Consider the following 14,780-nt stretch of genomic DNA (forward strand, 5'->3'; position numbering starts at 1 on the left):
CTGGATGAATGTCACTCGATCAGCAATTGGAACAGGCGTGTCGATTGATTCGACAGGCGTGGCGAATATAGCGACATTCTGTAGTGGTGTTTCAGTATTGAAACCTGTGATAGAGGGGGGCTGATTCAAAAATCCCGTCTGAACTGTCTGGATGAATGTGTTTAATGGTCTGTAATTATCGTAAAATGGATTATTCCTCGTGTGCTTTCTCAACTATTGTCTGATTGATTGAATTTACGTTCTCCCATAGAAAGTGAAACTTCTCGATGCGCTGGCCTTTGCGGTACCAGATTCTGATTCCGATGGTGAGCATTATGGTCTGTGCCATTGTGGCGGTGACGTTATTGCATGCCTGGCTGGCCACCAATCAGATTAAACTGCAGATCAGGGATCAGTTTCGTCAAATTGCTTATACTCTGAATGAGGCGACGTTTCCGTTAACCGATGCCGTACTGAACCAGACCAAAGGCTTATCGGGAGCTGACTTTGTACTGGTGGATCAGAACGACGCGGTGCTCTCTTCAACGCGACCTGATTTTGTGCCTGCGGCTGTGAATCAGAATCCGCCTGACTGGAACCAGTTACAGATCTCGGATGTGATGGAAACCGGGGATGCCGGTTTTTTTCATGCAGTCGTCCAGGTTCAGCAGCGGTCGCGGACGGATGTTGTACGATATTTACACATTTACTACCCGGTCAAAGCGTATCGGGAAGCATTGTCGAATGCCATTTACCCTTCTTTACTGGCAGGCAGTATTGCGCTGATTGTGGTGGCAATGCTGGCGACAGTGATTGCCGGTCGAGTTACGCGGCCTTTGCAGCGGCTTGATCGCAAGGTCGCACAGATTGCCCGTGGTGATTTTAATCCCATGGTCCTGCCAGCACGAAACGATGAAATTCGTGATCTGAGTATATCCATTAATCAGATGGCGGAACTTCTGGGTGATTATGAAGACGAAGTCAAGCGGAGTGAGCGGCTGAAAACACTGGGGCAGTTGCGGGGGGCGATTGCGCATCAACTGCGGAATGCGGTGACCGGCTGCCGGATCGCGCTGGATCTGTATCTGCGTAAATGTGCCGACAGTGAGCAGGATGAAACATTACAGGTCGCCAATCGTCAACTCTGTATGATCGAACAATACCTGCAGAGTTTTCTGGAAAACAAAGCCGGACATTTTTCCAGTTTTGCACCAGTGTGTCTGAATGAGATTGTTGAGAAGCTGATGAGTCTGCTGGAACCAACGGCACGTCATGGAGGAGTCAGGCTCATTAATGAATCAGTTGAAGAATCATTGACTGTCGAGGGGGATGCGGAATCGCTGGAGCAGTTGGTGTCCAACCTGGTACTGAATGCCATCGAAGCAACATTGGCCGTTAAAACAGGGTCTGATTCCCAAAGTCCCTCAGAAGCAGAAGTCAGGTTGAAGCTGTTCCCAAGTGGTTCGGAGTCTGTTACTTTGGAGGTGACAGATACCGGACCGGGGCCTGAGTCTGCAGTTGTTAATAAAATGTTTGAACCTCTGGTGACAGCAAAAAAGGACGGGACCGGGCTGGGCCTGTTTGTCGCCCGGGAAATCGTGCAGAATCATCACGGGCGGCTGCGCTGGGAGCGTCGAGGTCAACATACCTGTTTTATCGTAGAGTTACCTGTCCATCAGGTGGAGAACGCGCGTGTCGAAATTACTAATTGTTGATGATGAAGAGTCGATCTGCTGGGGGCTGAGCCAACTGGGTGAGAGCCTTGGTCATCAGGTGCGAATGGCTTCGTCAGCAGAACAGGCGTTGACCTTTGCAGAAGAGGAACGTCCGGATGTGGTGGTGATGGACGTGCGGCTGCCTGGGATCGACGGGTTAACGGCAATGCAGGGGCTCTATGATCGTATCGGAACTGTTCCGGTGATTGTGATTACCGCTTATGGTGATTTACAGACCGCAGTGGAAGCAGTTCGTAAAGGAGCATTTGACTATATCGTCAAGCCATTCGATCTGAATCAGATGGAGCGCGTGTTAGAGAAAGCCATTGATGAGTCGCAGCGTGATGTTCTGATGCCCGGCGAACCGAAGCAGGTGGAGGGGCTGGTGGGTTCGACACCGGAGATGCAGAACGTCTTCAAGTCGATTGCGCTGGTGGCGGGCTCGGAAGCAAGCGTGTTACTGTCAGGGGAAAGTGGAACCGGAAAAGAGCTGGCGGCACAGGCCATTCATCGTTTCAGTGACCGCTCAGAAGGGCCATTCGTTGCGGTCAATATTGCATCCCTGAGTGAAGGCCTGGCGGAGAGCGAACTGTTTGGCCATGCGCAAGGGGCATTCACGAGTGCGGATTCAGCGCGGGTCGGTTTTCTGGAGCAGGCAGATCAGGGGACGTTGTTCCTGGATGAAGTCGCCGACATCCCACTGGCGATTCAGATTAAACTGTTGCGTGCACTGGAAGAGGGAGAGGTCTTACCCGTCGGTTCGAATCAGCGTGTGAAGACAAGTTTTCGAGTGATTGCTGCCACGCATCGTAATCTGGAGTCATTGATCAAACAGGGGAAGTTCCGGCACGATCTCTATTTTCGTCTGTGCACATTTCAGATTGATATTCCACCGCTGCGAAAGCGTGTGACCGACATTCGCGTGCTGGCGGAATTTTTTCTGGAGCGGTTTGTCGATCGACAGACGGGCATGCAGCATCGTCTGACTGCAGAAACCGTTGCGGAGCTGGAGCGGCGTCCCTGGTATGGTAACGTGCGCGAGCTGCGGAACGCGATTGAGCATGCTGCCTTGCGGGCACGCGGGGGGACGATACTTCCGGAAGATCTGCCGGCTGCTGTGTCACAGTCGTTTCTGGGAATGGGTGAGGCTCCCGCCGGATCGGAAGCGGAGATCAGTATGCTGTTGAAGCAGTGGGCAGAAGCACAACTGACGGACCCGGAGCAGGCGGCAAATGTTTATGAACAGCTGCTGGCACTGATTGAGCCTCCCGTGATGGAAGTGGCTTTGGAAAAATTTCATGGACAATGTGCCCCCGCGGCGCGGTGTCTGGGCTTGCATCGGACCACCTTGAGTAAGAAACTGAAACAATACGGAATTGAAAACAGCTGAAACACTTCTTCCGAGGAATTTCAACATGCAACTGATGTCGCGCTGCACGTTAATGTTGATGCTCGCCTTCTCTGTTCTGGCAGACAGGTCACTGTCTGCTGCGGAGAAACCTAAGCAGAACAAACCGTTGAACTTTGTGTTTATTCTGGTGGATGATCTGGGTTATATGGATGTGGGTTGTAATAATCCACAGACTTTTTATGAGACGCCCCATATCAACCAACTGGCGAAAACCGGCATGCGGTTTACCAACGGCTACGCGGCCAACCCGGTCTGCAGCCCGACACGCTACAGTATAATGACGGGAAAATACCCGACCCGCGTCGATGCGACGAATTTCTTTTCCGGGAAACGGGCCGGGAAATTTCTGCCCGCCCCACTGAATGACAAGATGCCTTTAAGCGAGACAACGATCGCGGAGGCTCTCAAAGAACATGGGTATTCCACATTTTTCGCGGGTAAGTGGCACCTGGGGCCAACACAAGAGTTCTGGCCTGAAAAACAGGGTTTTGATATTAACCGTGGCGGCTGGCATCGTGGCGGTCCGTATGGCGGGGGAAAATATTTCTCACCCTATGGAAATCCCCGGTTGACGGACGGGCTGAAGGGAGAGCATCTGCCCGATCGCCTGGCGAGTGAGACGGCCCAGTTTATTGACGCGCATCGCGATGAACCATTCTTCGCTTACCTCGCCTTTTATTCGGTACATACTCCGTTGATGGGACCCGGTCCGCTGGTGACCAAATACAAAGAGAAAGCAAAACGACTGGGACTGACCGGGAAGGAAGAGTTCGCAGACGAAGAGCAGGTGTTTCCCGTCGATGAGAAGCGACGTGTGCGGATCCTGCAGAATCATGCCGTGTATGCGGCGATGGTGGAGTCGATGGACAAAGCGGTTGGCAAGGTGCTGCAACAGTTGGAAGAGTCGGGCGTGGCTGAGAATACCGTGGTGATGCTGACTGCTGACAATGGCGGGCTCAGTACATCGGAGGGTTCGCCCACATCCAACCTGCCTTTGCGCGGCGGGAAAGGCTGGCTGTATGAAGGGGGGATCCGGGAAGTCTTTCTGATTCGCTGGCCAGGTGGAACAGAGCCGGGCAGCGTTTGCGACGAGCCTGTTATTACAACCGATTTTTACCCCACGATCCTGGATCTGGCAGGACTGCCTTTGAAACCGCAACAACATCTGGATGGGGTGAGCCTCAAACCGTTTCTGCAGGGGGAAGCACCGTTCAAACGGGATGCGTTGTACTGGCATTACCCGCATTATTCCAATCAGGGAGGCATTCCCGGCGGAGCGATTCGTGTGGGTGACTGGAAACTGATCGAACGCTTCGAGGACGGCCAGGTGCACCTGTATCACCTGAAAGAAGATTTGGGTGAGAAACAGGATCTGGCAGAGAAATATCCGGAGCGTGTCGCTGCGATGCGCAAGCAGCTTCACAAATGGTACCAGGAGACCGATGCGAAGTTCCTGCAGGCAAAACCAGGTGGACCGGAACCCTGGCGACCGGGCACATGATCAGCAGTGTCTTCATGGAATATTCAAAATTGATTTTGAATCAAGGGAAATATTTTTGTGAGAGTGCTTTCATTTTGCTGTGATCTGCTATAATCCGATAGATCCCTTGCCTTTGTGATGGAACATACGAATCGAAGATGCGATTTGAATCTGCATTTCCCTGATCAAACAGAATAAATGGTTGAGAAGTCGAATGGCGCAATCCACGTTGCCGGAGCAAAGCGAAAAATACGTTCAGAAACTGAGCCTGTTAAGGAAGAATCTGAGCAGCGTGATACGTGGTAAATCAGAGAGCATCGACATGATGATGGTGGCGTTGCTCTCGAACGGTTCAGTCCTGATGGAAGACGTGCCTGGCACGGGTAAAACCACTCTGGCGAAAGCACTGGCCCGCTCCCTGGACGTCCCTTTCAACCGGGTGCAGTTTACGCCTGATCTGCTGCCGACCGATATTCTTGGTTCTTCGATTTATAATCCCGTAGATGGCACGTTTCATTTCCGGGAAGGCCCGATTTTCTGTAATATCCTGCTGGCAGATGAAATCAATCGTGCTTCGCCGCGGACGCAGTCTGCGTTGCTGGAAGCAATGAGTGAAGCGCAGGCGACGATTGAAGGCGTGCGTTATCTGTTGCCTTCTCCTTTCTTCGTGCTGGCGACGCAGAATCCGGTGGACTTTCACGGCACGTATCCACTGCCGGAAGCACAGCTGGACCGCTTTCTGATTCACCTGCAACTGGGTTATCCCGATGCGGAAAATGAAATTGATATTTTATTTTCGCAGTCAACGGAACATCCGGTGGATCATCTGGAACGGGTGTTGAATCACGAAGAAGTGGTTCAGATGCAGGATCAGGTCAAAACGGTGCACGTTGATCAGAGTGTAGCCCGCTACATGATCGACCTGGTGAATACGACTCGCAATGATCCTCGATTAAAATTAGGCGTCAGCCCCCGTGGTTCGCTGATGCTGTTTCGGGCATCCCAGGCGATCGCGTTTCTGAAAGGTCGAAATTATGTATTGCCCGATGATGTGCAGCATATGGCTGAGTATGTATTGGCGCACCGGCTGATATTAACTTCAAAAGCAAAATACAGCAGTATTACCAAGTTGGATGTCGTGAAGGATATCGTAAATAAAGTAAAAGTGCCTACGTAGACTGATCAGGGATGATCAGCGTGAAGGTGATTCGTACGGGGGCAGTCCGGATCTATCAAAGTGAAACGTTGATTCTGTTATGCATGTCTCGGAATACGATCCATATTCATCTAAGATCAGAAAAAAAGATTCGTTTACCAACCGCCTGCTGCTCGTGCGGATGCACAAGCATTACTGGTATTACCGCATGACCTATCCGGGAAAGATCCTGCTGTTTGGATTTTTTCTGTCTGGTATCGGCACAATTTCTGTTTCCGTTCCGATTTACAACCTGTTCAGCGTGCTGATGGCGTTGATTCTGGTAGACGGAATTGCTTCCTGGATCTTTCGTCCCCGCTGTGATCTGCAGGGAGATTTTCCTGCCCAGACGACGGCCGGCCAGCCTGCTGTCGGACATTTCACTGTGACGAACCGGGGCTGGTTACCCATTTATGATATGGCTGTTGCATTTCGCTGGCTGGAACGACCACTCTCACAGGCAGATCGGGACGACACACTGGGATGTCTGTCGCGAGGAGAATCGGTCGACGTTACGGTCACCATTGATGCACCGCAGCGCGGATTTTATGCGCTGCCAAAGCTGGGCGTTCATACGCTGTTCCCGTTTCATCTCAACCGTTCGGGAAACGCGGCATTGCCCGGAAAATCATTGCTGGTACTGCCTGCTTTTCATCAGTTGACCAGCGTCGATCTGCCAGTAGGCAGTAAGTTTCAACCGGGGGGGATCGCGTTGACGTCCAACGTGGGTGAATCACCTGAGTATATTGGTAACCGGGAATATGTTCCGGGTGAGCCTGCCCGCCGTCTTGATTTTCGGTCGTGGGCGCGGCTGGGCAAGCCTGTGGTGCGAGAGTATCAGGAAGAATATTACTGCCGGATCGCTTTGATTCTGGATACTTATATGCCTCCCGAACCCTGGTTGATCGAGAAGCTGAAATCGATTGGTGAGCGTTATCAGCCGATTTCTTCTGTAAAACCGCCGATGAATGTTCTTGAAGCCGGAATCAGCCTGACCGCATCTATTGCCGATGCGCTGTCGCGAGGAGAATATCTGATCGACCTGTTCGCTGCAGGGCCGGAGTTATATGTATTTCGTGCCGGCCGGCATACCGCACACTTTGACAATGTGCTGGAAATTCTGTCGTGTGTTGACCGTTGCCTGGATGATCCGTTCGAGACGATTGGCCCGGCTGTGTTTGAAGAGTTATCCAATGTCTCGACCGCGGTCTGTATTTTCCTGGACTGGGACGAACAGCGGGAGCAGATGGCACGTGCCGTGCTGGATTCCGGCTCGAGTCTGAAGACGATCATTATCCATGAAGGTGAAACGACGCTGCCTTATAATGCGGATGAGTTTGGACCCGCTTACCAGTTCACTCCGGACGAGATCGCGAAGGGCAAGGTGGAATCGCTATGAATGCGCAACGTACCATCGCGTTCACAATGATCAGCCTGGAATGTGCTACGTTTGGGGTTCTGTCTGAGACGCTGTTCTTTCCTTTCAGTATCATTGTACTGGCCGCATTGTCCTATGTGCCTCTGCTGCGCTACCCGTTTTCGCGACGTCAGGTATTCTGGACGACCAGTATGCTGGCCATTCTGTTTATGGCCAAATACATGATGTATCAGCATGAATTCGGTCTGGACCGACTGGCAATCCGCACTCCCCTGGCTTATGCCGCAGCTCAGTTTGTCATCACCGTGCAGCTACGACAGATGTTCGACCGTCATTTTGATCGTTTTCTACCGAATTCGTTTCCTCTGTTTGGAATCGTAGCATATATTCTGATCGGCGATATTCTGGTGTATGGATCGAAGGGACGATACTATCAGGTTCTTGTTTTTGGCTACATCCTGTTGACCGGGATGTTCTATCAATGGGGGCATCCTGTCCGGAAGCCAGTTAAGCCGGAAAAGAAACGCTGGTCTGTCTATGTGTTTCGTTCAGGAATTTTCGTTGTGATCTGTCTGATGGGCTGGTTGACGGCGACGGGCCTGGATCGGTACGAACGCGAACTGGATCAGTTGTATTACCGGTTGATCGAGCCGCGTGCGGGAGGGCTGACGTCGCGTGCCGGGTTCTCAACGATTTCACGCCTCGGGAGCCTGAGCAAACAGTTTGATGCGGGTGCGGAACAGATCAAACTGCGTGTGCAGTCAACCGATGAACCAGGCTATTTTCGCGGGCGCGCGTTTGTGCAGTTTTTCAATTCTGAGTGGCATTCAGAAATCGGAAATCATAATGCTGCCATCATCGCAGTTCCTCCCGCCGGTGTGCAGGCCAGTGTGCCTCAGGACGGAACCTGGTTTCAGATCGGGCAGGCTCAGTCATCCAACTGGATCGAATATCAGGTCTGGTCTGAGGAGGCCGGGCATATTTTTGCTCCTCTGAATACGCCACTGGTTTATGCCGTTGCTCATAGCGTGCAGTATGACAGCCAGGATATTCTGACGTCGCGTTCAATGGAAAGCGGCTTTCCCTACTCGCTTTATTTTCCGCGTCGCCAGTTACCGCATCGTCCTGAACCGGAGCCGGCTTTAAAGCGGTTGTTGCAGTTACCATACAATATTTCACCAGAGATTCAAAAACTGTCACATGAGGTATTTGCCGGCTGTCATACACCGGCTGCAAAGATCGAACGGGTTCAGGCTTATTTTCAAAATGGTTATGAATATGAACTGGGGATTTCGATACCCCCGGGAGTCGATCCGATTACGTACTTTCTGCTGGAGAAACCCAAAGCTCACTGTGAGTATTTTGCTTCCGGGACCGCACTGCTGTTGCGGCTGGCTGGTGTCCCGTGTCGATACGTGACAGGTTATGTGGTGCGGGAACGGAACCATTACGATCAGTACTGGGTGGCCCGAAATCGACATGCACATGCCTGGGTAGAAGCCTGGGATCCGGAGCGTGGCTGGGTGACCGTAGAATCGACACCCTCTGCGGGACAACCTGAATATTATGCACCCAGTGGAACACGCCAGTACTGGGAATCTTTTATAGGCCAGTTCGCCCGTCTCAAGACAGCGTTGCAGCAGGGGCAATGGACCCTGGCGCTTGCGGAAGCACAACTTCCTCTGATGCTGCTGGTCCTGGGAGTGGTTCTCTGGTTTGTACTTCGCTGGGTGTTTTATTTCATATTGAAAATAGTACAGGAGCGTGCCGCCTTTAAGAAATACCCCGTTCATATTCAGGAACTGCACCTGCTGCTGGCGCAAATGGATCGCCTGCTGGCAAAACAGAAACTGGTGCGAAAGCCGGGGGAAACTCTGATGCAGTTTTCCCGGCGGATTCAAAATCAGGCTGTCTCTCAGTGGTATGAGACGTATGCCCGCAGCCGATTTATGGCTGAAAATGAATCAGCAACGGTACTTGTGATTCAGCTCAGGCAGCAGTTACAGGAATGTCGCGGTCAAAAAAAGCTGTGAGAACACGTCGACCGGCAGATTTTGCATGTAAATCGGTCTTGGCAGGCTGGTGGCGTCTGACTAGAATCCGTCCCTCATCTCTCACTTCTCAATCCAAACAGTTTCCCCTTGAAATTCACTTTTATGAAAGACGAGCAACAGGTTCGCTTTTTTGCCTGCGCGCGAGTGGATCGAATCTGCGCCTGTTCAGGCGGGTTCCCACTCTGTAGAGTGCGTCCGGATTGAGTGGAATAGGCGAGAAAGTGAATTGAACGAACTCTAGAAAATTTAAACGGGATTCTCTCAATGAAAGTTCTCTCAAAAGCACTCATCATAGTGATCATTCCCAGCCTGTCCTTTTTTGCCTCCGGTTGTGAAATGTTGCCGCATGCGCTCCAGCCCAGTCAGTGGCATAAGCTGAACCGTGGTCCGGCACCTCGCCAGGATACTTACTTTTCCGTTCCCGATCATATTCCGGAACGCGATTTGAATTCGCATACGGAATCGCAGGATTGAAGTATTGCTGATGGACAATCGAATAAATTTGCCCATGGAAAGGTCAAAATGAAGGTTCTGATTCGAGTGTGTCTGGTGCTGGTTCTTTCCGGTCTGTCACTGCATTTGACCGGCTGTTCGCTGATGCCGCATGCGCTGCAACCCGATCAGCTGCACAAACTGAGTCGACAGGAAAAAGGAAGGGACGACATGTACTTTTCCGTTCCCGATGAGATTCCTGAACTGAGCAATCAGGAATCTTCCAGTGTTGAAAAGTAATCTGGTTCCGTCCCAGTCGTATCTGGACAGCACTGTTGCGAAAAAGTTGCGTCTGCAGGCAGGCTTATTATTTTGAACGTGGTGAAAAACGCTGGCGGTCCAGCACTTCATTTTTCAGACTTTTCAATTCCACGGTCAGCACCCCCGAATTTCGATCACAGGTCAACAGCAGGTAACTGTCTTTGCCGGCCAGGAACTTTGAATGCGGGTCGGCGTACTGTGTCCCTGTGCCACTGAGTGACGAATTGTAATACGTGATACCGCCAACTTCGGCCCTTTCGGCAAAATAACCGAACCCGGTCACGCAGAGTGTTCCCCGCTGAAACAGCTTCTGCCACTCACCCTGCAGTTGACCGCGCATGGTGGCATTGCGTTCGTTGTAGAGTGTCACCAGATGCCCGGGAGGATTTTGCGTTATGGATTCGTACCAGCGGAACTGTTCCGAATTTCGATCCAGGGGGTGACAGGTCTGCCAGGTCGTGCCTATATCAGAGATGTGATTGAAATCAAGTCCGACGAACCGGATGTTAAAATTCGGGATATCAAATTTCCACTTCCATTCTTCATCAGGTAGTGCAAAAAAGCGGCGAAATGCGGTCGCGTCCACATCGTAGACAGCATGTTCCGGCGGTTTTTTGCCCCGTGGATAAACTTCCCGATCATGATTTCCCAGGACAGGCATAAAAGGCGTTGATCGAAACAGTTCGGGATAGGCGGCAATCAGTTTGAGGTAAGGTTGAATGCAGTCCGGCTTTCCGGGACCGCAGGTCTGCCAGAGATTGCTGATGTTATCTCCGGCGGTCAGCAGCAGGTGGACATCGTCTTTCAGCAGGCTCGATAGATCAGGACGTGACTGCCAGTCAGCAACGATGGCGACGCGGAGCGAATCGGTGGGACAGGCTTTAAAGGTTGCCATGTAGGAATGCTGCTTTCCCGTCTGGACCCGATAGTGGTAGAGCACATCACTGGCGGTGAGCGGGATTTCCACATGATGCAGGGTTGTCGATTCTTCTACTTTCACGGTTGCCATTGACTTTTGATTCAGTCCGTAATGGACGATTGAATTACCAGGCAATGGGCTCGACCAGTTGACTACCATTTTGTCAGGCTGCTGGGATTGATGGGTCAGCCAGACGCGTTGGATTTCAGCGGCAGAAACGTATGTCGGTACAAAGTAGACAAAGAATAAAATCGAAAACAATTTCATGGGTAATCATTCTCAGGTTTCAGCTTGAGTGTTGAGGAGTGGCCGGTGCTGTTGAGCTTTGATTGAATCAGGATCAAACAGTCAGCCTGATTGTAATGTGATTCGCTTTAGATGCGCGCTTGTCTATAAATTCTGAAAATTGATATTTCGTAATGCGGCGCATTAAAAAAGGGAGTCGATTCAGGACCGACTCCCTTGCATATCATTTGTTGCCGGTAACTTAGACCTTGGGTTCCCAGCCTGGTTCGTATTCGCGGGTCCAGAGGGTCATGGCTTCTTCGTCATTCTGAATATGACCGTTGGCAGGATCACAGTTCAGCGTACGACCGGTACGATGTGCGATGTTCCCGACGTGGCAGAGCAGTGTGCTCTTATGGCCAATTTCGATTTCTGCATTCAGATTCAGAGGTTCATTGTTGCGGATGGCATCAATGAAGTTCTGAGCATGTTCACGCAAGCCCTGGTTGCCGTCGACTTTTTCAATTTCTTTGTCCTTGGCGTCCAGGATGCGGTAACCACCGGAAATGCCGAGGATCAAAGTTCCCTTGCTGCCAAAGAAGGTGACAAAGTCATTTTTGTGACGATTGCAACTGGTACCCTGCCAGGTGATCTGCTTTTTATCGCCGAATTCGTATCCGACGACATGGGTGTCGGGGGTCTGCTGATCATCGTCGTAGGCATAGCGACCACCACTGGAGACGACGCGGGTTGGATAGTCGACATCCAGTCCCCAGCGACAGAGGTCCAGAGAATGTACGCCGTTGTTACCCAGTTCACCGTTACCATACTTCCAGAACCAGTGCCAGTTATAATGAATCAGGTTGTCCACATATTTCTGACGGGGAGCAGGTCCCTGCCAGAGATCGTAGTTGAGTTCGCCGGGGACCGCAGCTGGCTTGCCTGTGCCGATAGAACCACGGGCACTTTCGTAAAAAGCACGAGCGAGATAGACATCGCCGATGGCTCCCTCTTTGACTTTTTGAATCCCTTCCTGGATGGAGGCACTACTGCGGCGCTGGCTGCCCATCTGAACCGCTTTTTTGTTCTTGCGGGCGGCGGCGACCATCATTTCCCCTTCTTTGGGGTTATGGCTGCAGGGCTTTTCGACATACACGTTTTTGCCGGCTGAACAACCCAGGATGGTGGCGGGGGAATGCCAGTGGTTCGGGGGGGCAACGATCAGGGCGTCGACTTCTTTGTCGTCCAGAATTTTGCGGAAGTCCCCGATCGCCTGTGGTGCTTTTGTCGTCGCTTTTTCGACTGTTTTGGCAGCGTTAGTCAGGCGGGTATCGTCGGTATCACAGACATATTTGATTTCGACACCATCCAGGGCGCCAAAGATTTTAGCGAGTGCAAGGCCGCGCTGCATCCCCATGATGCCAATGGTGACTTTTTTACTGGGGGCATTATTGGCGGCTGAGAGGATGGCCGGTGCTGCGAAGCTGGCAGCAGTGGCTGCTGCCGCCGTTTGACCGAGAAAAGTACGACGATTAACCGAATCGGACATAGTCTGGTTCTCCGTTGATACGGGAGTGAATATATAGCGGAATAATTTGAAAACAAGCTCTATTCTAATGAGTATGGCAGGCAATGAACACGGTAAAACCAGCTTAGCGGGTATTTAATTAAAAAAACTAACAATATCCGATTCCCCACAATCAAAGGAAATTTATCGCAGAACCGATCAGGCTTTTCTGATGTAATGGGCTGCATAACTGCGGATATTTTGACCGTTGAGGACGTGGAACATCCTCAACTGCTGGATGGTTTCCTGGCTGAAGCGGCCCAGGGGAACATGGATCAATTTTTTTTGATAGCGTTTGGCCAGTCTGCGCCAGCCGATTCCCGGGGGAGCTTCACTCAGCAGGGCAATATGCGGTTCCTGGCTGTAGTGACAGGCGGCGACCAGCAGGCGTTCTTCGAGAGTATCGACGAAGTCGAACTGGAAGTCGTTCCAGATATCCTGCACGGGACGTGGCGGAAAGAGAAACAGGGCACCGCCGTAGTTGGCCATTCCGATGCCTGGTCCGACCATATCTTTGCGATAGTCAGTCGCGAAGAAAGCGAGGGTTGATTCGTCCTGATGCTCAGCATGCCAGGTGAGCCGATAGGGGTAGTCGCGAGGATCAGCGGGAGAGTCAAACAGCATGATCACACAATCCAGTTTCCCGCGACTGGGGGGCAGTACTTTGACGTGAAGTTCGCCGGTGTGCCAGTTGCGGAGGGTTTCGCGGAGGTCGAGTCCGTCTTTCATGCTGGTGGTGAACTTTTCGGTTCGGGCCAGGTCGACGCCAAGCAGATTCAATGCGTGATCTTTGACACTCGTGCGAAACTTTTCAATGGCGACATCTTCGGGAGGCCAGCTGCATTGCTTGAATGGATCCCATTTCATTTCCCATTCATCCTGTTGGGGTTTGGGAGGTTTGGGTGTGAGTTCACAGTTCCGCCATGAGATCGGATTGCCGGGCAGGCGATTGCTCATTTCCAGCATGGTTCCGTTGGGAAGCTGGGCCTGTTCGATACCGAAGCTGAGTTTTTCAAACGGCAGCAGATGCACAAACGGGTATTCCCGGGAGGTTTCCGCGATCTGAATGGCAAACTGATCACCGGCCACCTGCTGTGCGGCTTTGACCAGTGTGTAGAGATCGGGTGTCATGCGTCGTTCGATGAGCGAGAGGTTGCGCACATAACGAAAGTAGACGGACAGCAGCTTAGGCGTGATCTTGCGACCTTTGGATTTCAATTCGAGTCGATAGCGGTCGCGTGCTGTCAGCACCAGCTCTTTGATGCCGTCCACGGAGAGATTTTCATCATCTTCCAGTTCAGAGCGGGCGGCTTCATACAGTCCGGTGATATAAGGGAGTTCGCCGAGCATGAACAGCAGGGTTTCCGAGTCAGCTGAATAGATGCTGGTTTCGTTGACTTCTTCGTCTTCGACCAGCGGCTGCTGCTGATCGATGTAGGCATCATGAATCCAGGGCCAGTCGGAAAGCGAGCAGACCAGCAGGATCGACTTGTATTTCTTTTCCAGTTCCCGCAAGCGATGTGCCATCATCGTACAGCGATTGAGCGGCTGTCCCTCCGGAAGTTTATTCAGAGCCGGTAAGACCGCGGCGGCAAACTTTTCCAGGGGCACTTTTTTTAACGCATAGGGATCGGGCAGCGAGGCAGAGATGCTTTCGAACCGTTGCGTTTCGAGGTCAATAAAGTGTCGATCAATGTGTTCCATCATCGCGATGCGGAGCGCAGCGATGACACCCTGGCAGGGATCGATGGGCACGTAACTGCAGAGTCGTTGCGCATCGTCGTCGTCATCATCTTCTTCCCAGGGAGCGGAGCCTGAGATCGGGGGTTCTTCCTGTACGACAGCAGTAATGCTGGGCAGAAAAGTGATGGCGCGTTCCACGTTCTCCTGAAATGAAGGGGGGAGCGGGACGGCCAGGCAGTCAAACTCATTATTGAGCATCACGCGTCGGACTTCGATCGCGAAATCACCACTGCCATGGATTAATGGTAAGACAGAAATGTGAGGACTGATTTTCAAAAAACTGGAGTGAGGAGATGTCATAATGGAGTCGTCCAGTTTTTTTCAGTAAAGCTGTGTACGTGATGGACCGTGCTACAAATAG

At 51.8% G+C, this 14,780-nt stretch carries 11 protein-coding genes; 8 read left to right on the plus strand and 3 right to left on the minus strand.

Annotated elements, in window-relative coordinates; genetic code table 11:
* Positions 1-266 precede the first annotated feature (266 nt).
* The 8 genes from GmarT_RS01445 (at position 267) to GmarT_RS01480 (ending at position 9,944) form a co-directional block, all read left to right on the plus strand.
* Positions 267-1,694, plus strand: coding sequence for a sensor histidine kinase (locus GmarT_RS01445; protein ID WP_002646844.1), 1,428 nt, complete (start codon positions 267-269; stop codon positions 1,692-1,694).
* The gene (locus GmarT_RS01450) at positions 1,672-3,084 is read left to right on the plus strand and encodes a sigma-54-dependent transcriptional regulator (RefSeq protein WP_002646843.1); all 1,413 of its coding nucleotides are present in this window, start codon (positions 1,672-1,674) and stop codon (positions 3,082-3,084) included. Before GmarT_RS01445 ends, GmarT_RS01450 begins: the two co-directional genes overlap by 23 nt.
* A 25-nt stretch (positions 3,085-3,109) precedes the next feature.
* The gene (locus tag GmarT_RS01455; RefSeq protein WP_002646842.1) at positions 3,110-4,606 is read left to right on the plus strand and encodes a sulfatase; all 1,497 of its coding nucleotides are present in this window, start codon (positions 3,110-3,112) and stop codon (positions 4,604-4,606) included.
* Positions 4,607-4,799: 193 nt separating this feature from the next.
* Complete coding sequence (locus GmarT_RS01460) at positions 4,800-5,762, plus strand: AAA family ATPase (protein WP_002646841.1); 963 nt, start codon at positions 4,800-4,802, stop codon at positions 5,760-5,762.
* A 79-nt stretch (positions 5,763-5,841) separates the two neighbouring features.
* Positions 5,842-7,179, plus strand: coding sequence for a DUF58 domain-containing protein (locus GmarT_RS01465; RefSeq protein WP_002646840.1), 1,338 nt, complete (start codon positions 5,842-5,844; stop codon positions 7,177-7,179).
* Entirely contained in the window at positions 7,176-9,191 is a 2,016-nt protein-coding gene (locus GmarT_RS01470; RefSeq protein ID WP_002646839.1) for a transglutaminase-like domain-containing protein, read from the plus strand. The genes GmarT_RS01465 and GmarT_RS01470 overlap by 4 nt, the downstream gene beginning before the upstream one ends.
* A gap of 285 nt (positions 9,192-9,476) precedes the next feature.
* Complete coding sequence (locus GmarT_RS01475) at positions 9,477-9,686, plus strand: hypothetical protein (RefSeq protein WP_002646838.1); 210 nt, start codon at positions 9,477-9,479, stop codon at positions 9,684-9,686.
* Positions 9,687-9,734: 48 nt separating this feature from the next.
* The gene (locus tag GmarT_RS01480; protein WP_002646837.1) at positions 9,735-9,944 is read left to right on the plus strand and encodes a hypothetical protein; all 210 of its coding nucleotides are present in this window, start codon (positions 9,735-9,737) and stop codon (positions 9,942-9,944) included.
* A 67-nt stretch (positions 9,945-10,011) separates the two neighbouring features.
* Here the strand turns inward: GmarT_RS01480 and GmarT_RS01485 are convergent, their stop codons facing one another.
* From GmarT_RS01485 to GmarT_RS01495, 3 genes are all read right to left on the minus strand, one after another.
* Positions 10,012-11,151: a metallophosphoesterase family protein gene (locus tag GmarT_RS01485; RefSeq protein ID WP_044238121.1), complete on the minus strand. Its 1,140-nt coding sequence runs from the start codon at positions 11,149-11,151 to the stop codon at positions 10,012-10,014.
* A gap of 220 nt (positions 11,152-11,371) precedes the next feature.
* Complete coding sequence (locus tag GmarT_RS01490) at positions 11,372-12,658, minus strand: Gfo/Idh/MocA family protein (protein WP_002646836.1); 1,287 nt, start codon at positions 12,656-12,658, stop codon at positions 11,372-11,374.
* Between the two features lie 177 nt (positions 12,659-12,835).
* Positions 12,836-14,719: a hypothetical protein gene (locus GmarT_RS01495; protein ID WP_002646835.1), complete on the minus strand. Its 1,884-nt coding sequence runs from the start codon at positions 14,717-14,719 to the stop codon at positions 12,836-12,838.
* Positions 14,720-14,780 lie beyond the last annotated feature (61 nt).

The sequence above is a fragment of the Gimesia maris genome, assembly GCF_008298035.1.
Classification (GTDB): Bacteria; Planctomycetota; Planctomycetia; order Planctomycetales; family Planctomycetaceae; genus Gimesia; species Gimesia maris.

Bases quoted from the DNA above. Each gene is read 5' to 3' on its own strand.
- GmarT_RS01480 (WP_002646837.1), top strand. From the start codon at position 9,735: ATGAAGGTTCTGATTCGAGTGTGTCTGGTGCTGGTTCTTTCCGGTCTG.
- GmarT_RS01465 (WP_002646840.1), top strand. From the start codon at position 5,842: ATGCATGTCTCGGAATACGATCCATATTCATCTAAGATCAGAAAAAAA.
- GmarT_RS01445 (WP_002646844.1), top strand. From the start codon at position 267: ATGCGCTGGCCTTTGCGGTACCAGATTCTGATTCCGATGGTGAGCATT.
- GmarT_RS01460 (WP_002646841.1), top strand. From the start codon at position 4,800: ATGGCGCAATCCACGTTGCCGGAGCAAAGCGAAAAATACGTTCAGAAA.
- GmarT_RS01455 (WP_002646842.1), top strand. From the start codon at position 3,110: ATGCAACTGATGTCGCGCTGCACGTTAATGTTGATGCTCGCCTTCTCT.
- GmarT_RS01475 (WP_002646838.1), top strand. From the start codon at position 9,477: ATGAAAGTTCTCTCAAAAGCACTCATCATAGTGATCATTCCCAGCCTG.
- GmarT_RS01485 (WP_044238121.1), bottom strand. From the start codon at position 11,151: ATGAAATTGTTTTCGATTTTATTCTTTGTCTACTTTGTACCGACATAC.
- GmarT_RS01470 (WP_002646839.1), top strand. From the start codon at position 7,176: ATGAATGCGCAACGTACCATCGCGTTCACAATGATCAGCCTGGAATGT.
- GmarT_RS01495 (WP_002646835.1), bottom strand. From the start codon at position 14,719: ATGACATCTCCTCACTCCAGTTTTTTGAAAATCAGTCCTCACATTTCT.
- GmarT_RS01490 (WP_002646836.1), bottom strand. From the start codon at position 12,658: ATGTCCGATTCGGTTAATCGTCGTACTTTTCTCGGTCAAACGGCGGCA.